We start from the raw sequence: 21,379 nt of genomic DNA, 5'->3' as shown, positions 1-21,379 counted from the left end.
CGGCGGCCCCGATTTCCCTCGCCTAGCTCAGGACGACGTTGACGGCGCTCTCGGGCAGATCCTTGCCGAAGGAACGCTGGAAGAACTCGGCCACCAGCGTCCGCTCCATCTCGTCGCACTTGTTGAGGAAGGTGACGCGGAAGGCGAAGCCGACATCGCCGAAGATCGCCGCGTTCTCGGCCCAGGTGATGACCGTACGCGGGCTCATCACGGTCGAGAGATCGCCGTTCATGAAGGCGTTGCGGGTGAGGTCGGCGACGCGGACCATCTTGTTGACGATGTCCTTGCCTTCCGGCGAGGTCTGGTAGTGCTTCGACTTGGCGAGGACGATCGCGACCTCGTTGTCATGCGGCAGGTAGTTCAGCGTGGTGACGATCGACCAGCGGTCCATCTGGCCCTGGTTGATCTGCTGGGTGCCGTGATAGAGGCCCGACGTGTCGCCGAGGCCGACCGTGTTGGCGGTCGCGAAGAGCCGAAAGGCGGGGTGCGGGCGGATGACGCGCTTCTGGTCGAGCAGGGTGAGCTTGCCCGACTGCTCGAGCACGCGCTGGATCACGAACATCACGTCCGGGCGGCCGGCATCGTACTCGTCGAAGACCAGCGCGATGTTGTTCTGCAGCGCCCAGGGCAGGATGCCGTCCTGGAATTCGGTGATCTGCTTGCCTTCCTTCAGCACGATCGCGTCCTTGCCGACGAGATCGAGGCGGGAGACATGGCTGTCGAGGTTGACGCGCACGCAAGGCCAGTTCAGCCGGGCCGCGACCTGCTCGATATGGGTCGACTTGCCGGTGCCGTGATAGCCGGAGATCATCACGCGGCGGTTATGGGCGAAGCCGGCGAGGATGGCGATCGTGGTGTCGCGGTCGAATCGGTAATCCGGATCGAGATCCGGCACATGCGCCTCGGTCTGCGAATAGGCCGGAACTTCCAGATCGCTGTCGATGCCGAAGACCTGACGAACCGACAGTTTCATGTCCGGCATGCCGGGGGCGGCGGTATTCGCTGCTGTCATCATTCTTCTCCGGGCGCAGGACAGGCCCGGCGAACACCCGGTGTCCTGGAGCCGACCGAAAGGGAGGCGTGTGCAACCTCATTAGAGCGAAAGCGCCGTAGCGGCAATTCGCATGAGGTATTCGTGGGAGGCATGCCGGCGCTTTGCCGCAGCGCATGCGCGCACGGATCAGGGGTTGCGGGCGCGAAGCCGGGCAATCGCCGCGACCGTTCCCGCCGCCCCGTCGAGCGCGACCGCCAGCGGCGCCGGCCGGCCCGCCTCCAGTGCCCTGGCGATTGCGGCAGCCAGCGCCTCCGGGCCCGCTTCCGGCCGTATCGCGCGAGCGAGCCCTGCCCGCTCCAGCGCCGCGGTGCGGATCGCCTGCTCGGTCTCGTTCCCGGCATCGAAGGGCGCAACCAGAGCCGGCCGACGCGCCTGCACGAGATCGAGAACCGTGTTGTAGCCGGCAAGGCTGAGGCTGAGCGCGCAGCCGCCCAGCAGGACCGGAAAATCCGGCCGGGCGCGTTCGACCATGGCATTGCCCGGCGCCTGCCGCACCAAGCCGGCACATTCGGTTTCCGCTACGCCTTGGCCGACGAGGATGCGCCAACGCCGCTCCGGCAGCAGCCCGGCGGTCGCGAGCGCGAGCCGGAAAAGCGGCAGCGCCGCGGCGGAGCCGCCGCCGGAGACGAGGATCTCGCCGTTCTCCTCCTGCTCGGACGTCGAGGCCGCGGGCGTCGCGAGATAGCCGGTGTAATGCAGCCTTTCGGCGATCGCCGGGGTCACAGGCCAGGAGGCTTCGAGCGGCAGGAAGCCGCGGTCGCCATGGACCAAGACCCCGTCGAATAGCGCGACGATGCGTCGCTCGGCTTCCGCAAGGCGGTCGGCGCGCTGCGGCGCGACCAGGACGTCGCGGATCGAAGACAGGACGAGCGCCTGCGGCCGGGCCTCCCGCACCGCCTCGATCAAGGCCAGGAATTCCCCGGCAAGCTGGCGCCTGCCGAAAGGAAAATGCTCGGTGATGACGACATCCGGCCGCAGCTCTCGCGCCAGCGTCGCCAGCCCCGCCGCGCGCGCCGACAGGCGCTCGGGCGCGGCCGGTTCTCCCGCCTCGTCGAGCAGGTTGCGGAAATCCGTGCCCTCGACCCGCACCGACGGCAATTGCACGAAGCGATAGCCGCTCGCAGCCTTGCCATCCGGCATGCCGCCGCTGGCGAGCGTCACCGCGTAGCCGGCCTGCGCCAGTGCTGCCGCGAGATGCCGGGCCCGGACGAGATGGCCGACCCCGAGCAGATGCGTCACCGCGATCAGGACCTGACCGGTCATGACGCCGACTCGCGCTCGACCTCCGACAGCAGGGCGGCATGGATGCGCGCCAGCCCCGCCTGCGCCGAGAAATCGCTGTGCAGACGCGCATGGGCCGCATTGCCGAGCGCCGCCCGGCGCTCCGGATCGCCGGCCAGCGCGGCGAGCGCCGCCGTCAGCGCAGCGATATCTCCGGGCGCGACCAGGAGCCCGTCGGTGCCATGGCGAATGAACTCCGGAATCCCGGCGAAATCGGTCGCGACGATCGCCAGACCCTGGCTCGCCGCTTCCATCACCACATTTGGGAGGCCGTCGCGGTCGCCATTCTCAGCCTGCTTCGAGGGCAAGACGAACAAGTCGGCCTCGCGCAGCGCCGCGATCACGCCGTCCTGGGCGAGCGCCCCGCGCCACTCGATGCGGCCTGCGAGCCCGAGCGCCTCTGCCTGCGCCTTCAGCCCCTTGAGCATCTCGCCGCCGCCGATATGGACGAAGCGCCAGTTGAGATCGCCCGGCAGCGCGGCGAGCCCATTGAGCAGGTCGTCGAACCCCTTCTTCTCGACCGCGCGGCCGACGCTGACGAAACGCACGGGATCGCCGGCATCCTTGCCGTCGCGCGCGGGCCGCGCCGGCGGCGCCGGGAAGCGGGTGAGATCGAGCCCGTGATAGAGCAGGCCGACCTTGTCCGGCCCATCGGCCAGCCGGGCAAGTTCGGCATGGCCGTCGCGTGTGCAGGTCACGCCCCAGCTGGCATCGGCGATCTTCTCGCGCTTCTCCCAATCGGGCGTCGTCCAGATGTCCTTGGCATGGGCCGAGAACGACCAGGACAGCCCGCGTATGAGCGCCGCATAGCGGATCACCGAGGCCGGCGTGTGCAGATAGTGGACATGCAGATGGCGCGTGCCCGCGGGAAGCTCGCGCGCCATCACGCAGGCCTGGCCGAGCCGGCGCAGCCGGTTGCGTGTCGGATCGCGTAGGAAGTCGCGCAGGAATACGCCGAGCAGCCGCAGGGTCGCGGGCCGCGACAAGGCGCGGGCGAAACCGCGCAACACGCGCGGCCAGTCGTCGTGCAGATATTCCGGCAGGTAGTGCAGCGGCGCCGCGATCTCCTTGTGCATCAAATGCCGCGCCGCATCCGTCGGATGGCGCAGCGACCAGATTGCGAAGGGCAGGCCGAGCCGCTGCAGACCGAGCAGTTCCTGGGCGATGAAGGTCTCCGACAGGCGCGGATACCCCTTCATCGCGACGACGAGCGCCGGCCCGGCCGGTTCCTCGGCTTTCATTTGCGGCCGATCAGCATGAAGCGGGTGTAGTTCTTGGTCGGCAGCGCCCCGGCGAACAGCAATTCCGACAGCCCCGCCTGCGCCTTGAACGCCTCCAGCGACGAAACGCAGGAGCGATGGTCCGGTTCGCGGAAATAGTCGTTGGATTGCAGCACCAGCGGCAGCCCCGCCGGCAAGCTCGCCAGCCAGCCCCGCACGTCGTCGAGGTGCTCGCAGCTGGTGTTGACGACGAGGCCCGGCACTCCGCCCGTCGCCTCGGTGAAATCGAGGGCCATCATGTCCGCCGTCACCGACCGGAAGCGCCCGGAGGCGACATGCCGATGGTTCAGGACGGCCGCTACCTCGGCGCAGCGCGGGTCGAGATCGAGGCTGACCACCTGCGGGATCGACAGCCGCTCATCCGCCAGCAGCATCGCGCCGAGGACGCCGTGCCAGGCACCGAGCACCCAGACCGGCCCCTCCGGCCGCGGCATCACTTCGGCCAGGCTGTCGACGAGCCAACGCTTCGAGGCGATCTGCTTGTGATTGAAGGCGATCGAGAGATCGTCCGGCGCGCCCTTGCCGACGAGCCGGGCGAGATCGGCGGCGATCGGGTTGCCGGTCAGGGCTGCGACCCCGCGCAGGATGTCGTAGAGAGCGTCGGCGGGCTGCGCGGCGGTCATGCAGGCGATCGGGAGAGGGTCAAGGGGATGGAACGGGCCGGACCATATTCACAGTCGCCGGCAAAGGCCAGCATCGCGAAGAGCGGCATAAGGCTGCCCCATCTTGCCGGCATGGCGGCCGAACTGCGCCAGGTCCTGGCCGCCCACGCGCTGCGCGGCTGCGAGCACGTGATCGAGATCGGCGGCGCCGGTCTGCCGATCACCGGCTTTCTGACGCACCGGCCGGCCTCCGTCACCGTGGTCGACCCGAAGATTCCCGCTTTCGCCGACGAGACCCTGAACGGCGCGCCCTGCCGCGTCCGCCATATCGCCGCGAAGCTGCAGCAGGTCGATCTCGCCCCTTCCGCCGGCCGGCTCGGCCTCGTCCTGCTCGGCCTTTCGCTGAAACCCTATGGCAGCGCGCCGGCACTCGGCGACGAACTGCTCGCTCTCGCGCGGCGCGCCGAGGTGCTGGTGATCGACTACGCGCTGACGCTGGAGCGCGCGCTGGGACAGATCGAGCCCCTACTGGCGGTCCGTGACGAGCCAGCCACGATCGATGTCGAGCTCAAGCTCAACGACCCCGCCCTTGCCGAGGCCGGCTTCGATCGTCGGCGCTTCCTCGTATTCGACAGAGGCTAAGAGGCTACCGTCAGCCGGTGTTGTCGTCGGCCTCGGTTTTGTCCGATCCAGCCTTGGCGACCTGCTTCAGGCGCGGCGCATTCTCCTCCGGCTTGCTGGGCACCACCTTCTCGGGCACGCCGCCGAAGCCATAGACCTGCATCGGCTTGTCGCGGCCCTTGATCGCGATCTTGTAGGAGGTGATGCCGGGGAAGCTGCGGCCGGTCGCGGCCACCGTCTCGGCCGAGACGATGATGTCGGAGAGCAGCCGACGCGTCGCCGCCTCGAGCTGGCTGGCGATCATCACCGTCTCTCCGACCGTGATCTCGCGGCGCCCCATGCTCTCGTTCTCGACCGCCCCCATGATCGCCTGACCGCCATGGATGCCGATACCGATGCGAAGCGGCAACGGCAGCGCGGTCGCATATTCGCGGTTGAGCGCCTCGACCGCCCGCAGCATGTCGCCGGCGGCGGCGATCGCCGCGGACGCGGCCCGGCCGGGCGTGGCATCGAGGCCGAATACGGCCATCAGCCCGTCGCCATAGATCGCCTCGATGCGCCCGCCATGGGCGGCGATCGCCTGGGACATCTCGTCGTAGAAGCGGTTGAGCAATGTCAGCAGCTCCCGCGGAAGCTGCCGCTCCGACAGGGCCGTAAAGGCGCGCAAATCCGCGACCATCACGGTGAGCCCCTTCCTGGCGATGCCGGAATCCGGGTCCAGCGCCCCGGAAGGCCCGGCGCCGCGCTGCCTTGCGGCGAGCAGGATCTGGACCTGGAGATCGTGCTTCGGCCGGATCTGGCAGGCGAGACGGACATTCTCCCCGGCCGAGATGCGGCGCAGCAGCCTCGCCTCGTTCGGCCCGGGCGGTGGCAGGTCGGCGGCCCCGTCCAGCACCAGGACGCGACAGGTCGCGCAGCGGGCCCGGCCACCGCACAGCGCCGCATGCGGGATGCCGAAACGCCGGAAGATCTCGAGCAGGGTGAAGCCGGGCACCACCTTGCGCACACCATGGCCGACAAAGCGCACGGTGATCGCGCCGACCGCCCGTGCCCTCACCTCCCGGATCGCGACGAACAGCACGAACGCACCAACCAGACCGAAGAAGGCGCGCTTCGCCCAGGTGACATGCAGGTTGAAGGAATCGACCTGCTGAGCCGTGCTCAGCTCCGGCGGCAATGCCATGAGCCGCGCCTCTCGGCCTGCGACTGCGAAGCCGATCAGCGCCAGCAGCGGCACCAGAATGGCGGCGAGCAGGAACGGGTCACGCCAGCGCGCATAGCTGTCGCGGGAGCGGAAGGTGAAGTGCAGCCCGATCACGCCATGCGTCCAGACCAGCAGCAGAAGCAGGCTCTGCGACAGCGCGAGATTCGGCCAGAGCCGGCGCAGCACGGCGTGATAGCTCTCGTCCTGCATGAACAGGGTGCCCTGCACCCGCGTCGCGACGATATGGTCGATCAGGAGCAGCGGGATCGCGACGCCGAGCGCGATCTGCAGAACCTCGCGCATCGGCATCCGGAAGGTCCGGCGCTGCGCCACGCGCAGCAGGGCGAAGACGGGATGGACGATCAGCGCGCCATAGAGCAGCACCGAGCCGATCTTGCTCTCCCAGAAGCCGTGGCGCCAGAGCTGCATCGCCTCCATGGCAGGAATGCCGAATATCCCCACCGCGTGATTGAGGAAATGCGTGGTCGCGAACAGCATCAGGACGCAGCCGGAGGCGAAGCGGACGTCGCGGCTCCAGGAATTGACCTGCTCGAGGCCGGAGGCGCCGGCCCGGCCACCCGGTAGGGATGGACCCGAATTCGGAATCGAGCTCATCTGTGCCCTCGCGAGATCACTGCGTCTTCTCGCCGCGCAGGACGGCACCGGCGACCCGGTACAGCCGCGAGGCGAGGTCGCGCGACAGCGCCACCGCAAATTCGGGAATGCTGTCGAGCAGCTCGAAGAACAGTTCGCGCGGCAGCCGCAGCATCGAGACATCGGTCTTGGCGGTGATCCGGCCGACCGTCGGCTCGTTGCAGAGCAGCGGCACGTCGCCGAGGAGGCTTCCCGTCGCCAGCCGGAACGAATGCGCCTCGCCGCTCGCCCGCGGGTGCGAGATCTCGATCTCGCCGTCGAGGATGCAATAGACCTCCTGCGGTCTCTGACCTTCTTCGCTGATCAGGGCCCCCGCCGGGAAATGCCGCCGCTCCCCCATCAGCGCCAGCAGCTTGAGACGCGATGCCGGCAGGCTCCGAAACAGCGGAACCGCCTTCAGGCAGCTGATATCGCTCTCGAGCGTCATGTTCTCGCCTCGATCCGCTCGGCGCCATCCACCGGCGGCAGCGCAGTGTCCTCGTCGCCCTCGCTTTCGGCCTCGTCCGCACCGGGAACCAGCCCGGCGGGCCCGCGAAAGACCACCTTCTCTGAGATATCGGCAGCCAGTTGCGGGTCGGTCAAGAGCACGAACAACGTCTGTTCCCGGCAATGGGCGACGATGCGCGAGACCAGAGTGGCCGGATCGTTGCTCACCGCCAGGAAGCCGTCGAGATCGAGCACCAATATGTCGGGCCGCTTGATCAGCGCCTGGGCCAGCGGCACCATCAACCGCAGCCGCAGCGGCAGATGGCGGCCGCGCGGCCCGACATCGGTATCGAGCCCAAGCCGATAGGCGGCCGCGTCGAGCCCGGCCCGCGTCAGGGCGCTGCGCACGATCTCGGCCACTTTCTCCCCGGCATCGGCACCGAAGCCGAGACGTCCGAAGAACAGGTTGTCGCGTACGCTGGCGCCGTGGATGACATCGTCGGGATCGTAGAACTCGACCTCCTCGCTGCTCTCCGGCGGCAGATAGGTCTTGAAGGTCTGGCGGGCGCGCAGGATGCGACGCTGCAAGGCTCCGTCCAGCAGGTTCAGCCGGTGCTTCGGCTCGATATAGCGCAGCGCAAGCCCCATCACCTCGCGCTGCGTCATCGGGTCGAGCGGTCCGCGCATGTCGTGCCGGCGCAGGGCCTCGGCGAGCTCGTTCAGCTTCTCGAGGTCGAGGTCGCCGTCGAAGCCATAGCGCGCGAACAGCGTCTGGCCGTGCGCCATGCCCGCGAAGATCTCGAACAGGGTGTTGACGATGCGGGTGCCGATCTCCGCCAGCGGCTCCTCGAGCGCTTCCGCCTGCAGCACCGAGCGCGCATAGGGATCGTCGAGCAGGAGCTCCGCTGGGCGGCGGCCATTGCGCACGGCGCCGAAGACAAGGTTCTCCGCGATCGTCGCATTGGCGTTGTAGCGCTCGGGATCGAACGTCTCGATCAACCCGCCGAGATTCGATTTGGCGAGTTCCGCCGAGACCACCTGGCGCGCCTCGATGATGCGCTCGGCGGCGCCCTCCGGCAGCGGCGCGTTCACCTTGGCATCGAGCCCGAGCTCGTAGATCTCCTCGGAGCAGCCGAGCATTTCGAGCACCGCGAGCACATGGGCCTCCAGCGCCTCGGCCCCGTCTAGCCCGACACCTTCATAGTCGTTCCAGTCGGCAGAGAAGGGCAGCGGCGTATTGCCGGCACGCAGGGCCTCGATGAAGCGTCGATGCTCGGCCGGATCGATCGCCCGGTCCGGGATCGACGGGCGGCGGCGCTTCAGCGGCAAAAGCACATTGTCGCGCAGACGGCCATTGATGATCTCGGTGTCGGGCCCGGCATAGCCGATGAGATGGCTGGCGCTCTCGACGCTGAAACTGCTGAGCGGGTGACCGTCGATGAGCACGCGCCCCTCATAGCCCATGCTCTGGCGGCCGAGGATGCGCGCCAGCGTGTCGCGCCCGCTGCCGGCCGGGCCGATCAGGGCGACGCAGCCGGGACGCCGGATCGCGAAGGAGAGCGGCAGCAATAACGGCTGGCCGCGATTATCGGACATCTCGACCTTGTCGAGTTCGATCTCGCCCTGCTTCGGCAGGCTGGCGACCCCGTCCTTCTCCTCGAGTTCGAGCGTCTCGCGCGGGTTGAACTGCGCGATCACCTGCTCGTACTTGATCATCACGTCGTTGCGCTGCTGATCCCAGTCGATCAGCTCCTTCACCGGCGGCGGCAGGTCCCGATAGGCCGCGATCACGGCGACGAGCTGGCCGATGTCGAGCCGCCCCTGCAGCGCGAAGAAGCCGCCGATAGCGTAGAAGAAGAATGGCGTGATCTGCGCCAGCAGGTTGTTCAGGAACTTGACCGCGAATTTGCGCTTGTAGAGGGCGTAGCGGATGTCGAACAGCGTGCCGAGCCTGCCGGCGATATCGGATTGGACATAGGAAGCCGCGCCATGGCCCTGGATGGTCGGGCCGGCATCGACGATCTCGCCGATCCGCCCGGCGAGCTGGCGCGACGCGATCTGGCGCTCGCGGCCGAGGCGCAGCTGCTCGCGGCGCAGGATCGGGATGATCACCGCCTGCATCAGCACGATCAGAAGCGCGATCGAACCGAGCCAGACGCTCTGCATCATGATGAAGACGAGCGCGGTCAGGGCCTGGCTCAGAAGGAAGGCCGGCTGGATGAAGGCGTCGCCGACGAAGGCGCCGATCGGCTCGACCTCGTCCTTGATCATGCTCGCGACTTCGGCCGGCTTAGCCGCGCGGATGTCTTCGGGCCGGAAGCGCATCAGCTGGGCAAACAGGTCGTAGCGCATGCGCCGCAGCATGCGCTCGCCGAGAATGCCCTTGCGCACGTTGATCGCGTATTTGAAGCCGCCATTGATCAGCACGAGCACAAGGAAATACAGGCTCAGCGTCAGCAGCAACCCGTATTGGCTGACCTGGAAGCCGTCGAAGAGCTGGAAGCTGCCGCCACCCAGGAACTCCGGCAGATGCAGCGTCCAGTCGAAGACGGTCACGCTCGTCCGGCCGTCCCTGAAGGCCCCGCCCTGGATCGCATCGTTAACGATACGCTTGGGGACGTCGAACGATGCCCAGTTGAAGGGTATCGAGACGAGGATGATCAGCAGGACGATGATCTGCTCGGCGCGGCTCTTCTGCCAGACATAACGGAAGAGGCTTGTCTCCAAGGGGCGATCCCGTTCTCAGGCCTCGAGCGCCGGGATTCGGGACCGGCGCAGGGCCCCATATGTGGGCAGTTCCCGCCGCCGCGCAATGCGCGCCCGCCCGGCGTCGGGACTCGACAAGCACCGGTATTTCAAGTTCGGTCGCTGCGGAAGCCCCGGCCCGCACGTCGGGATAGTTGGTCACGGTGACCTTGCGCAAGAGCGACGTTGCGCGGACGTCATCGAAGCGGAAGAATGTCCCGCAGGCGTAACGAGGCGGGTTCGGACGCCGGCAACGCATGCACTGCATCGTCGGAGTGGCGTCTGCGGCGCCCGCATGGCCGGGTACACGGCTCGGCAACCAAATAGGGGATACGGCGTTCGCCGCTCATGAACATTCTCGAGATCAACGACCTGCGCATCGGCTTCACCGTCCACGGCCTCGCTCGCGATGTCGTGAAGGGCGTTTCCTTCCGGATTCCCGCCGGCAAGACGGTGGCTCTCGTCGGCGAATCCGGCTCCGGCAAATCGGTGATCTCGCAGGCGATCATGGGACTTCTGCCGCGGGCGGGCGGCGTCACCGGCGGCGAGATCCTGTTCCGCGATCCGGAGGCCCCGGTTGCGCCGATCGACATCGCCTCGTTGCCGTCCGAGGGCAAGGAGATCCGGGAGCTGCGCGGCGGGCGGATCGGCATGATCTTCCAGGAGCCGATGTCCTCGCTCTCGCCGGTCCACACCATCGGCAACCAGATCGAGGAGGCCCTGCTCCTGCACCGGCCGATGCCGAAGCCGCAGGCCCGCGAGCTGATCACCGCGATGCTGAAGCGCGTCGGCTTCAAGGACCCGGTGCGCGCCTATAGTTTCTACCCGTTCGAGCTCTCGGGCGGCCTGCGCCAGCGCGCCATGCTCGCCATGGCCCTGATCTGCGAGCCGGCCCTGCTGATCGCCGACGAGCCGACGACCGCGCTCGACGTCACCATCCAGGCCCAGGTGCTCGACCTGATGCGTGAGCTTCAGGCCGAGATGGGCATGGCGATCCTGCTGATCACCCATGATCTCGGCGTCGTCGCCAACATGGCCGACGAGGTCGTGGTGATCTACCATGGCGAGATCATGGAAAGCGGCACCGCCGAGGACATCTTCCGCCGCCCGCAGCACCCCTATCTCAAGGCGCTGCTCAACGCCTCGCCGCATTTCGACATGCAGGAGGGCGAGCGGCTGGTGGCGCTGCGGGAGGCGCGCCCGCGCGCCCCGGCAGCGCCGAAGCAGGAGCCGCCGCGCCGCGCCGGTGCGCAGGAAGAACCGCTGCTGGCGGTGCGCCATCTGCGCAAGACCTACACCACGGGCTCGAGCCGCTTCTTCGGCAAGTCCACGAAATCGACCGTGCTGGCGGTCGACGATGTCAGCTTCGACATCAGGCGCGGCGAGTGCCTCGGCCTCGTCGGCGAGAGCGGCTGCGGCAAGACCACGGTCAGCAAGTTGATCATGCGCGCGGTCACCGCGGATTCGGGCGAGGTCTGGTTCGACGACGGCAGCCGGCGCATCGACGTGCTCGGCCTGAAGGGCGAGGAGCTGCGCAACTTCCGCACGCGGATCCAGATGATCTTCCAGGACCCGGTCTCCTCGCTCTCGCCGCGGATGACCGTCATGAACATCCTGCGCGAGCCGCTCGCCATTCATGACCGCGGCGAAGGCGCCGAGCAGAAGGCGCGGGTCAAGGCACTGATGGAGGATGTCGGGCTCGACGCGCGCTTTCTCAACCGCTACCCGCACTCTTTCTCCGGCGGGCAGCGCCAGCGCATCGGCATCGCCCGGGCGCTCGCCCTCGATCCCGAGCTGATCATCTGCGACGAGCCGGTCTCGGCGCTCGACGTCTCGGTCCAGGCCCAGGTCCTCAACCTGCTCAAGGACCTGCAGGCCGAGCGCGGGCTGACCTTCCTGTTCATCTCGCACAATCTCGCCGTGGTGAACTACATGGCCGACCGGATCGCGGTGATGGCCAATGGCCGCATCGTCGAGCTCGCGCCGCGCCACATCCTGTTCACCGCGCCGGTGCACCCCTACACCAAGGCCCTGCTGAAATCGGTGCCCTTCGCAGATCTCGACCGCAAGCTCGACTTTAAGCTGGCGGCGCCCGGCGGCGCCTCCGACATGCGCCACTGGCCCGCCTGCTTCAGGCCGGAGGACGATGGCGAGCGGCTCGCCCATCTCGATCTCGGCTCCGGCCATCTCGTGCTCGCCCGCCAGGGCGCAGACGTCAGGGAGCTGGCGTGATGACCACCCGGCGCGAAACCCTCCTGATGCTCGCCGCGCTGGCGGCGCAGAACCTCCCGTTCGCCGGCTCCGCCCAGGCCGAGGGCTTCATCGACAGCCCCGCCCTCGCCGCGCAGGTCGCGGCCGGGAAACTGCCGCCGATCGAACAGCGCCTGCCGGCAAATCCGCGGGTCATCGATGTCGGCGCGATGGGGCGCGAGCCCGGCCGGCACGGCGGCACGCTGCGCGTGCTGATGGGCGACCAGCGCGACATCCGCATGATGACGATCTACGGCTACACCCGGCTGGTCGTCTACGACGACAAGCTCGAGCTCGTGCCCGACCTGCTCGAGGCCATCGAGGTCGAGCGCGGCCGGGTCTTCACCCTGCGGCTGCGGGCCGGCCATCGCTGGTCAGACGGGCACCCGTTCACGGCCGAGGATTTTCGCTACTGGTGGGAGGATGTCGCCAACAACAAGCGGCTCTCGCCGGGCGGGCCGCCGCAGGCCATGGTCATCGCCGAGGAGAAGGCGACCTTCGAGGTCCTCGACCCGCTGACCGTGCGCTATTCCTGGTCGAAGCCGAACCCGGTCTTCCTGCCGGCGCTGGCCGGAGCGCAGCCGCTCTACATCGCGATGCCCGCCCATTACCTACGGCAGTTTCACCATCGCTATGCCGACAAGGAAGCGCTGGCGCAGAAGGTGCGCGAGATCCGCGTCAAGGACTGGGGCGCGCTGCACGAGCGGTTCTCCCGCCAGTACCGGCCGGAGAATCCCGACCTGCCGACGCTCGACCCCTGGCGCAACACCACGCCGATCCCGGCCGAGCAGTTCGTCTTCGCCCGCAATCCCTTCTTTCACCGCGTCGACGAGAACGGACGCCAGCTGCCCTATATCGACGCGGTGACGATGACGATCGGCACCGCCTCGCTGATCCCGGCCAAGACCGCAGCTGGCGAGAGCGACCTGCAGGCGCGCTATCTGCGCTTCGACAACTACACCTTCCTCAAGGAAGCCTCGAAGCGGATGAACTTCGACGTCAGGTTGTGGAAGCGCGCAGAAGGCGCCTATTTCGCCCTGATGCCGAACTTCAACGCCGTCGATCCCGCCTGGCGCGCGCTCAATCACGATCTGCGCTGGCGCCGCGCGCTCTCGCTCTCGATCAACCGCAAGGACGTCAACCGCGTCATCTTCTTCGGCCTCGCCAAGGAGAGCGGCAACACCGCGTTGCCGGAGAGCCCGCTGCATGACCGCGATCTCGCCGATATGTGGATGAAGCACGATGTCGCCGAGGCCAACCGCCTGCTCGACGAGATCGGGCTCGGCAAGCGCGATCTGGAGGGCATCAGGCTGTTTCCCGATGGCAGGCGCCTGGAGTTCACGATCGAGACCGCCGGCGCCTCGACCGAGGAGACCGACATCCTCGATCTGCTGAAGGAGGATTTCCGGGCCATCGGCCTGAAGATGCACCCGCGCTCCTCGCAGCTCGACGTCTTCCGCCGCCGCATCATCGCCGGGCAGACGGTGATGTCGGTCTGGACCGGCATGGACAATGCGCTGGTGGCAGCCGAGATGGAGCCGGACGCGCTGGCGCCAACCTCGTCGAGCCAGTTCAACTGGCCGCGCTGGGGCCAGTACTACGAATCCGGCGGGCGGGAGGGCGAGGCGCCCGATCTGCAGGCGGCCAATGAGCTGGTCCAGCTCTACATCGCCTGGCGCCAGTCGGCGACGCATGAGGAGCGGAAGGTGATTTGGCAGAGGATGCTCAGGATCAACGCCGAGCAGCTCTTCTCGATCGGCGTGGTCAACGCCACGCTCCAACCCGTCGTGGTCTCCAGGAACCTGCGCAACATCCCGGAAAAAGCTCTTTACAGCTTCGAGCCCGGAGCCTTCTTCGGTCGCTCGCTGCCGGACACCTTCTGGTTTGCCGACGCGCCGGCAGCAAAGCGGGAGCCGTGAGACCGTGCTGCTGAACTACATCTTCAAGCGCATCCTGGTGATGATCCCGACGCTGCTGATCACCAGCGCCCTGATCTTCACGGTGATCAACCTGCCTGAGGGCGACTATTTCGAGACCATGGTCGCCGAGATGCAGGCCCAGGGCGAGAAGGCGGACATGAGCCGCGTCGAGTTCCTGAAGAAGGAGTACGGCTTCGATAAGCCGCCGCTGGAGCGCTATTTCTGGTGGGTCGCCGGCCTGCTGCGCGGCGACATGGGCTACTCCTTCGAATACCAGCTGCCGGTGCGCGACATCGTTGGCGACCGCCTGTTCCTGACCATGGTGGTGTCGTTCTTCACCATCATCTTCACCTGGGTGGTCGCCTTCCCGATCGGCATCTATTCGGCGACGCACCAGTACAGCTGGGGCGACTACGGGCTCTCCTTCATCGGCCTGATCGGCCTTGCCGTGCCGCACTTTCTGCTGGCGCTGATCTTCCTCTACTTCGCCAATGTCTGGTTCGGCACATCGATCGGGGGGCTCGTCGACCCGCAATATCTCAACCAGCCGATGAGCTGGGCCAAGTTTAGATCGGTGCTGGAGCATCTCTGGATACCCGTGATCATCATCGGCGCCGGCGGCACAGCCGGGATGATCCGCTCGGTGCGCGCCAACCTGCTCGACGAACTCCAGAAGCAGTACTACGTCACCGCCCGCGCCAAGGGCTTGCCGCCGGGCAAGGCGCTGCGCAAATACCCCCTGCGCATGTCGCTGAACTTCTTCATCTCCGATATCGGCGACATCCTGCCCTCGATCGTCTCCGGCGCCGAGATCGTCGCGATCGTGCTCTCGCTGCAGACCACGGGGCCACTGCTGATCCGGGCGCTGCAGAGCCAGGACATGTATCTCGCCGGCTCGTTCCTGATGTTCCTGTCTTTCCTGACGGTGATCGGCGTGCTGATCTCCGACATCGCGCTCGCGATCCTCGACCCACGCATCCGCCTGCAGGGAACGGCGACCAAGTGACCACATCGCCGCCCCCCGCCTCCGAGCCCGCCGCGCTGCCGCATCGCTGGTCGACCGCGCCGTTCGAGCCCTACGCCGTCGAGAAGATGTCGCCGGAGCAGGAGCGCGTCTATCTCGCCTCGCAATTGCAGCTGATGTGGTGGAAGTTCCGCCGCCACAAGCTCGCGGTGATCTCCGGCGTCGTCATCCTCGTGATGTACGCCTCGATCGTGATCTGCGAGTTCCTTGCGCCTTATCACTACACCACCCGCGATACCGACTTCATCCGGGCTCCGCCGCAGCGCGTGCACCTCTTCCACGAGGGCACCTTCCTCGGCCCCTTCGTCTATCCCTATACCCAGCGCCTCAACATGGAGAACCTGAAGCGCGAATACGACGTCGACACATCGCGGCCCCAGCAGATCCGCTTCTTCTGTCGCGGCGACGGCTATTATTTCTGGGGACTGGTGCCTGGCAATCTGCACCTGTTCTGCCCGCCGGAGGGCGGCACGCTCTTCCTGCTCGGCACCGACCGGCTCGGCCGCGACATGTTCTCGCGCATCCTCTATGGCGGGCGCATCTCGCTGACCATCGGCCTGCTCGGCGTCATGGTCTCCTTCGTGCTCGGCGTCATCATCGGCGGCATTGCCGGCTATTACGGCGGCAAGGTCGATCTCTTCGTCCAGCGCCTGATCGAGATCGTGCAGTCGCTGCCGCATATCCCGCTCTGGCTGGCGCTGAGCGCGATCATGCCGGCCTCCTGGAGTCCGCTCCTGGTCTATTTCGGCATCACCCTGATCCTCGGCCTGATGGACTGGACCGGGCTGGCGCGCGCCGTGCGCTCAAAGCTGCTCTCGCTGCGCGAGGAGGACTATGTCGTCGCGGCCCAGCTGATGGGCGCCAAGCCCGCCCGCATCATCGGCCTGCATCTCGTCCCCGGCTTCATGAGCCATCTGATCGCCGCCGCGACGATCACCGTGCCGAAGACCATTCTCGGCGAGACCGCGCTCTCCTTCCTCGGCCTCGGCCTCAGGCCGCCGATCACCAGCTGGGGCGTGCTGCTCAACGAGGCCCAGAACATCAACGTGGTGGCGCTCTATCCCTGGCTGCTCTTTCCATGCGTGCCGGTCATCCTGATCATCCTCGCCTTCAATTTCCTCGGCGACGGCCTGCGCGACGCGGCCGATCCCTATCGCTGAGCGCGTGCCTCGGCCGGACTGCCTTCAAATGCCTGCCTTGAAGATCGCCTTCCACACACCGCTGAACCGGTACGGCGACGGTGCCCTCTCCGGCGACCGGCGCATGGCCCGGCAGCTGGTCGCGCTGCTCGAGCGCCTCGGCCATCGCGTCGAGATCGTGCCGGCCGAGCGCAGCTTCATGCGCGAGCCTAACGAGGCCGAGCTCGCCGCCCATCAGGTGGCGGCGCGGGAGGTCATCAAGCGGCTTGCGCGAAGCTGGCAGGATCCGGCCGCCCGGCCCGACCTGTTCTTCACCTATCATTGCCACTATCGCGCCCCGGACCTGATCGGCCCCGCTTTGGTCGAGCGCTTCGCCCTGCCCTATCTCCTCGCCGAAGCCAGCGACGCCCCCAAGCGCTTCGAAGGCCCCTGGGCGACGGCGGCAGCGCTGGCCCGTGACGCGATCCTGCTGGCCGATCTGCAGCTGTGCATGACGGCGCGCGATCGCCAAGGCCTCGCCAAGCTGCTCCCGGAAGACGTCCCGCTCATGGACCTGCCGCCCTTCCTGCTCGCGGATGGCGAGCGGCCGGTCCGGAGCGGCGTTGTGCGGCCAGCAGGCGAGCCGGTTCGCCTCATCGTCGTCGCGATGATGCGCAAGGGGACCAAGGAGAACAGCTATTTCGCCCTGGCCCGGACCCTCGCCGGGATCGTCGACAAGCCCTGGACGCTGACCCTGATCGGCGACGGTGCCCAACGCGCCGCCGTCGAGGCCGCCTTCGCCGGCTTTTCGCCGGAGCGCCTGCGCTGGCTCGGCCGGATCGGCAATGCCGAGACGAGGGCCGAGCTTGCCGCTCATGATCTCTTCGTCTGGCCCGGGCTCAACGAGGCCTATGGCCTGGTCTATCTGGAGGCTCAGGCCGCCGGCCTGCCGGTCGCGGCGCTCCATAGCGGCGGCGTGCCGGCGGTGGTCGAGCCCGGCCGGACCGGCCTTCTCGCCGCGGATCATGACGAAGCCGTCCTGGCCGATACGATCGCGACCCTGATCGACCAGCCCGCCTTGCGCGAACGCCTCGGCGCCGCCGCCAAGATTTTCGCCCGGCAGGAGCGCAATGGCGAGGCGGCCTGCGCCATACTTGGCGCCGCCCTGGAAACCGCGCTGCAGCGCCACCGCTCCCGCCATTGCGGAGCAAGCCGATGAGCGCGCGCGCGGATTGGCCCGACCTTCTCGCCGAGCTCGACGCCTGGGCACTCGCCGGCCGACGCATCGCATTCTGGCTGCGCGACGACGATGCCGTCGCCCCGAGTGTCCAGCTCGACCGGCTCGCCGCACTCACCGAACGCTTCGGCGCGCCCGTGCTGCTGGCGACCATCCCGCTCCTCGCCAAGGAAGCACTGGCCCGGCGGCTCGAAAACGCGCCGCTGCTCTTCCCCTGCCAGCACGGCATCCGGCACGACAACCACGCGCCGGCGCCTCAGAAAAAGGCCGAGGTCGGCAGCCATCGGCCAACGACGGTAGTGCTCGCCGACATCGCGCAGGGCTGGCAGCGTCTGCGCGAGCTGTTCGGCGCCCGCGCCCTGCCCATCTTCGTGCCGCCCTGGAACCGGATCGATCCCGGCATCGCTGCGGCCCTGCCCGAAATCGGGCTCGCCGGCCTGTCCTGCTTCCGCAAGTTCAGCCTCGGCGCTCCGGGCGGTCCGGTGCTGGTCAACAGCGATCTCGACCTGATCGACTGGCATGGCGGCCGCGTCGGCCGCAGCGCCGAGGACCTGCTCGCCGAAATGCTCGCTCTGCTCGTCCAACGCCGCACGCAGACCGAGGGTGGGGCCCAATTCGGCCTGCTGCTTCACCATCGCGACCATGACGCGACGACCTGGGCCTTTCTCGAGAATCTGCTGGTCCGGATCGGCGGCCATGCCGCTATCGATTTTGTGCGGCCGCCGGCGCTTTTTGCGCTGCCGGTGGACTTGGAGCACGCCTCCGGCAGCGCTATGGTCGCCGGCAGTATCGGTGCGTTCTCCGTCCCCAGGAGGCCGTCTGACCCTCCAGCAGAGGACGCGACGCGGGATGTCCCTCAGCCTCATCGACGATAGCGGGACGCGTCGCCCGCCCGCCGGTCCCCATGCGCCGCGCGTTCTGATCTACAGCCACGACACCTTCGGACTCGGCCATATCCGCCGCTGCCGCGCGATCGCCAATTCGCTGGTCGCGAGCTACCCTCATATATCGGTGATCATCGTCTCCGGCTCGTCGGTGATCTCGAGCTTCCAGTTCGGCGACGGCGTCGACTATGTCCGCATTCCCGGCATCGAGAAGCAGAGCGATGGCCGCTACTTCCCGCATCACCTCAATCTCGACCTCGGCGACACGATCCGTCTGCGCACCGAGATCATCAAGCAGGTCGTGCTCTCCTTCGACCCCGATGTGGTGATCGTCGACAAGGAGCCGCTCGGCCTGCGTGGCGAGCTCGCGCCCTCGCTGGAGATCCTGCGCCGGCGCGGCGCGCGCATCGTCCTCGGCCTGCGCGACGTGCTCGACGAGCCCTGCAAGCTGAACGAGGAATGGCGCCTGAGCGGCGCGGTCGACGCCCTCGCCCATGTCTATGACGACATCTTCGTCTACGGGCTGGAGAGCGTCTACAACCCGCTGCTCGGCCTGCCGAACCAGCACCTTTTCGCCGACAAGGTGCGCTATACCGGCTACCTCAAGCGGGCCGTACCCTCGCCCATGCCGCCGAACCGGCATCCGCGCATCACCAAAGGGCCGTTCATTCTGGTGACACCGGGCGGCGGCGGCGACGGCGCCGGCGTGATCGACTGGGTGATCTCCGCCTATGAGGCCGATCCGACGATCGAACTGCCGGCGCTGATAGTCTTCGGCCCCTTCATGTCGCGCGAGAAGCGCAAGGAATTCACCGACCGCATCGGCCGCTTGCCGAAGCTGGAGAGCATCGGCTTCGAGCCACGTCTCGAACTGCTGATGAACCGCGCGCACTGCGTCGTCGCCATGGGCGGCTACAATACGTTTTGCGAGATCCTCTCCTTCGACAAGCCGGCGCTGATCGTGCCGCGGGTCAAGCCGCGACGGGAACAGGCGATCCGCGCCGAGCGCGCCGACAGCCTGCGCCTGATCGACGTGCTGCACGACCCGGTGCAGAACGGCGACGGTCCGCGCGACCCGATGCAGATGGCCAAGGCCCTGCACGCGCTGCCGAAGCGCCTGCCACCATCGCAGGCCTATCTACCGGACCTGCTCGAAGGCTTGCCGGCGATCAGCCGCGCGCTCGCCGACGAGCTTTCGAGCCCTGTCCGCAGGCGCGCGCTGACGCAGAACGCGATGGCCGCCGGCTGAGCAGGTGAGCGCGGCCACGGCCGGCGCCATCAGGCTGACGCGGCAGCAGCAGCTCTGGGCTATCCTCAACGCTTCGAGCCGTCCGGAGAACGATCCAGCTTCGGCCGGCTTACGCCGGCACCGAGATCGCCATGCCGTCGCGCTGCGGGTCGGCGCCGCCGGTCGCGCGCCCGTCCTCGATCTTGACGCCGTGGAGGGCGGCGAAGGGATAGCTCTGGGCCGAGCGCTTGACGTCATAGCCCTGCGCCTTGAGCTCGGCTTCGACGCTGCGGCGGATGCGGTTGCTGATGTCGATGGAATTCGAGACGCCCATCACGCGGGGCGCCGCCACCGCCTCCAGCATCGACATCTCGAAGTCGATGACGTTGCTGATGCCTTGCGCCATGGCCGGGGCGATATAGCTGCCGCCCGGCGCGCCCATGACGATGAAGGGCTTTTCGCCCTTGAAGACGATGGTCGGCGCGGCCGAGGACGAGCGGCGCTTGCCGGGCGCGATCGAGCCGGCGCGGCCGGGGCGCGGATCGAAGCGGCTCATCGTGCCGTTGTAGATGAAGCCGAGCCCCTCGGTGATGGCGCCGGACGGGCTGCCGAGCGTATGGGTCAGCGCCACCGCATTGCCGTGCCGGTCGACCACGGTGACATGGGTGGTCTCGCGCGAGGATGAGCGCTCCAGGCGCTTGACGTCGGCGCGCTCGCCGCGGCGGATGCTCTCAGCCTGCTCGGCCGCGTGCTCCTTCGAGATCAGGCGCTCGACTGGGACGTCGACATAGGCTGGGTCGCCCATGAACTGGTCCTTGTCGATGGTCATCCGCTTCATCGCTTCGGCCAGCAGGCGGACATGCTCGGTACCGCCATGCGTGAGCGATCCGATATCGAAGGACTCCAGCATGTGCAGGATCTGCAGCATCGACATGCCGCTCGCTGGCGGCGGCGAGGTCGAGATGCGGTGGCCGCGATAGGAGCCCCAGATCGGCTCGGCGACGGAAAGCTCGTAGCGGGCGAGGTCCTCGCGCGAGATCAGCCCTCCGCGTGCTGCGAAGTCGGCGGCGATCTCCTCGGCGAGCTCGCCATGGTAGAACAGGTCGGCGCCGCCCTTGGCGAGCCGCTCCAGCGTGTTGGCCATGTCGGTGTTGACGATGATGTCGCCGGGGCGCTTCGCGCTGCCATCGGGACGGAAATAGAGCGTCTTGCCGGTCTTGCTGTAGCGCAGCTTGTCGGATGTGTTGACCTGGCCGGAGCCGCTCTGATCCTGCGTCCAGAACCAGTGCATGTGCGGGCGCACCAGCACGCCCTCGCGCGCCTGCCGGATCGCCGGCGCCATGACGTCGGCCCAGTCCATCGTGCCGAAGCGCGACAGCACATAGTCATAGCCCTTGACGCTGCCGGGCGTGCAGACGGCGAGATGGCCGAACTCGTTGATGCCGCCTTCGAGCAGGAAGGCGAAGCCGTCGCGCGACTGGCCGCGCAGTCTGTCCTGCCACATGTCGGGCTTCGCGGAATAGGAGGCGCGGGCATAGAACTCGACGATCTCATGGACGCCCTTGCCGGGCATGTAGAGCTGCATCGAACCGAAGCCGCCAATGCCGGACATCAGCGGATCGACCACGCCTTGCATGAAGGCGCAGGCGATCGCCGCGTCGATCGCATTGCCGCCGCGCTCCAGCACGGCCGCGCCGGCCTCGACCGCTTCCGGCTGCGGGGCGACGATCATTCCGTTCTTCATGGCGAAGGCTCTTCAGTTCGCATTGCACGTCCCGTCATGGTCGGGCTTGTCCCGACCATCCGCGTCTTTGCTGCTCGAGGGCGTGTTCAAGACGTGGATACTCGGCAC

Annotated in this window: 16 protein-coding genes; 8 read left to right on the top strand and 8 right to left on the bottom strand. The window is 67.6% G+C overall.

What is annotated here, in order from left to right; translation table 11 throughout:
* Positions 1 to 22: 22 nt before the first annotated feature.
* The 4 genes from cobS to AC1REK_RS14045 all read right to left on the bottom strand — a co-directional run bounded on the left by cobS (position 23) and on the right by AC1REK_RS14045 (position 4,238).
* Positions 23 to 1,012, bottom strand: coding sequence for a cobaltochelatase subunit CobS (cobS, locus tag AC1REK_RS14060; protein ID WP_327521213.1), 990 nt, complete (start codon positions 1,010 to 1,012; stop codon positions 23 to 25).
* A 168-nt stretch (positions 1,013 to 1,180) separates the two neighbouring features.
* Positions 1,181 to 2,317: a glycosyltransferase family protein gene (locus AC1REK_RS14055; protein WP_492270703.1), complete on the bottom strand. Its 1,137-nt coding sequence runs from the start codon at positions 2,315 to 2,317 to the stop codon at positions 1,181 to 1,183.
* A complete protein-coding gene (locus tag AC1REK_RS14050; RefSeq protein WP_492270704.1) occupies positions 2,314 to 3,576 on the bottom strand; it encodes a glycosyltransferase family 4 protein in 1,263 nt (420 codons plus the stop codon). The genes AC1REK_RS14055 and AC1REK_RS14050 overlap by 4 nt, the downstream gene beginning before the upstream one ends.
* On the bottom strand, positions 3,573 to 4,238 hold the full coding sequence (locus tag AC1REK_RS14045; RefSeq protein WP_492270705.1) for a class I SAM-dependent methyltransferase: 666 nt from the start codon (positions 4,236 to 4,238) through the stop codon (positions 3,573 to 3,575). Before AC1REK_RS14045 ends, AC1REK_RS14050 begins: the two co-directional genes overlap by 4 nt.
* A 111-nt stretch (positions 4,239 to 4,349) precedes the next feature.
* Between AC1REK_RS14045 and AC1REK_RS14040 the strand changes: the two genes are divergently transcribed.
* Positions 4,350 to 4,859 (top strand): hypothetical protein, encoded by a 510-nt coding sequence (locus tag AC1REK_RS14040; protein WP_492270706.1) that lies wholly within the window; start codon positions 4,350 to 4,352, stop codon positions 4,857 to 4,859.
* Positions 4,860 to 4,869: 10 nt separating this feature from the next.
* On the opposite strand, the gene AC1REK_RS14035 is transcribed toward AC1REK_RS14040, so the two are convergent.
* From AC1REK_RS14035 to AC1REK_RS14025, 3 genes are read right to left on the bottom strand one after another with little or no spacing between them, the layout of a single operon-like run.
* Positions 4,870 to 6,657 (bottom strand): adenylate/guanylate cyclase domain-containing protein, encoded by a 1,788-nt coding sequence (locus AC1REK_RS14035; RefSeq protein ID WP_316018471.1) that lies wholly within the window; start codon positions 6,655 to 6,657, stop codon positions 4,870 to 4,872.
* A gap of 16 nt (positions 6,658 to 6,673) precedes the next feature.
* Positions 6,674 to 7,123 (bottom strand): Crp/Fnr family transcriptional regulator, encoded by a 450-nt coding sequence (locus AC1REK_RS14030; RefSeq protein ID WP_316018472.1) that lies wholly within the window; start codon positions 7,121 to 7,123, stop codon positions 6,674 to 6,676.
* Positions 7,120 to 9,849, bottom strand: coding sequence for an ABC transporter transmembrane domain-containing protein (locus tag AC1REK_RS14025; protein ID WP_492270707.1), 2,730 nt, complete (start codon positions 9,847 to 9,849; stop codon positions 7,120 to 7,122). Before AC1REK_RS14025 ends, AC1REK_RS14030 begins: the two co-directional genes overlap by 4 nt.
* Positions 9,850 to 10,215: 366 nt before the next feature.
* Here AC1REK_RS14025 and AC1REK_RS14020 point away from each other — a divergent pair, with 366 nt between their 5' ends.
* The 7 genes from AC1REK_RS14020 to AC1REK_RS13990 are packed head-to-tail and all read left to right on the top strand — an operon-like array spanning position 10,216 to position 19,548.
* Complete coding sequence (locus AC1REK_RS14020) at positions 10,216 to 12,099, top strand: ABC transporter ATP-binding protein (RefSeq protein WP_492270708.1); 1,884 nt, start codon at positions 10,216 to 10,218, stop codon at positions 12,097 to 12,099.
* Positions 12,099 to 14,036 carry an ABC transporter substrate-binding protein gene (locus tag AC1REK_RS14015; RefSeq protein WP_492270709.1) on the top strand — a complete coding sequence of 646 codons (1,938 nt, stop codon included), beginning with the start codon at positions 12,099 to 12,101 and terminating at the stop codon, positions 14,034 to 14,036. The genes AC1REK_RS14020 and AC1REK_RS14015 overlap by 1 nt, the downstream gene beginning before the upstream one ends.
* 7 nt (positions 14,037 to 14,043) lie before the next feature.
* Entirely contained in the window at positions 14,044 to 15,042 is a 999-nt protein-coding gene (locus AC1REK_RS14010; RefSeq protein ID WP_492270768.1) for an ABC transporter permease, read from the top strand.
* On the top strand, positions 15,039 to 16,220 hold the full coding sequence (locus tag AC1REK_RS14005) for an ABC transporter permease (RefSeq protein WP_492270710.1): 1,182 nt from the start codon (positions 15,039 to 15,041) through the stop codon (positions 16,218 to 16,220). The genes AC1REK_RS14010 and AC1REK_RS14005 overlap by 4 nt, the downstream gene beginning before the upstream one ends.
* Positions 16,221 to 16,248: 28 nt before the next feature.
* Entirely contained in the window at positions 16,249 to 17,397 is a 1,149-nt protein-coding gene (locus tag AC1REK_RS14000) for a glycosyltransferase family 4 protein (RefSeq protein WP_492270711.1), read from the top strand.
* Complete coding sequence (locus tag AC1REK_RS13995; protein ID WP_492270712.1) at positions 17,394 to 18,290, top strand: polysaccharide deacetylase family protein; 897 nt, start codon at positions 17,394 to 17,396, stop codon at positions 18,288 to 18,290. Before AC1REK_RS14000 ends, AC1REK_RS13995 begins: the two co-directional genes overlap by 4 nt.
* Entirely contained in the window at positions 18,265 to 19,548 is a 1,284-nt protein-coding gene (locus tag AC1REK_RS13990; protein WP_492270713.1) for a glycosyltransferase family protein, read from the top strand. Before AC1REK_RS13995 ends, AC1REK_RS13990 begins: the two co-directional genes overlap by 26 nt.
* Positions 19,549 to 19,657: 109 nt before the next feature.
* Here the strand turns inward: AC1REK_RS13990 and ggt are convergent, their stop codons facing one another.
* Positions 19,658 to 21,271, bottom strand: coding sequence for a gamma-glutamyltransferase (gene ggt, locus AC1REK_RS13985; RefSeq protein ID WP_492270714.1), 1,614 nt, complete (start codon positions 21,269 to 21,271; stop codon positions 19,658 to 19,660).
* Positions 21,272 to 21,379: the final 108 nt, after the last annotated feature.

The organism is Allobosea sp. GW823-FHT02B03 (assembly GCF_058797755.1).
The sequence above is the reverse complement of the archived record's forward strand: the minus strand, read 5'-3'. Positions and strand labels throughout refer to the sequence as shown.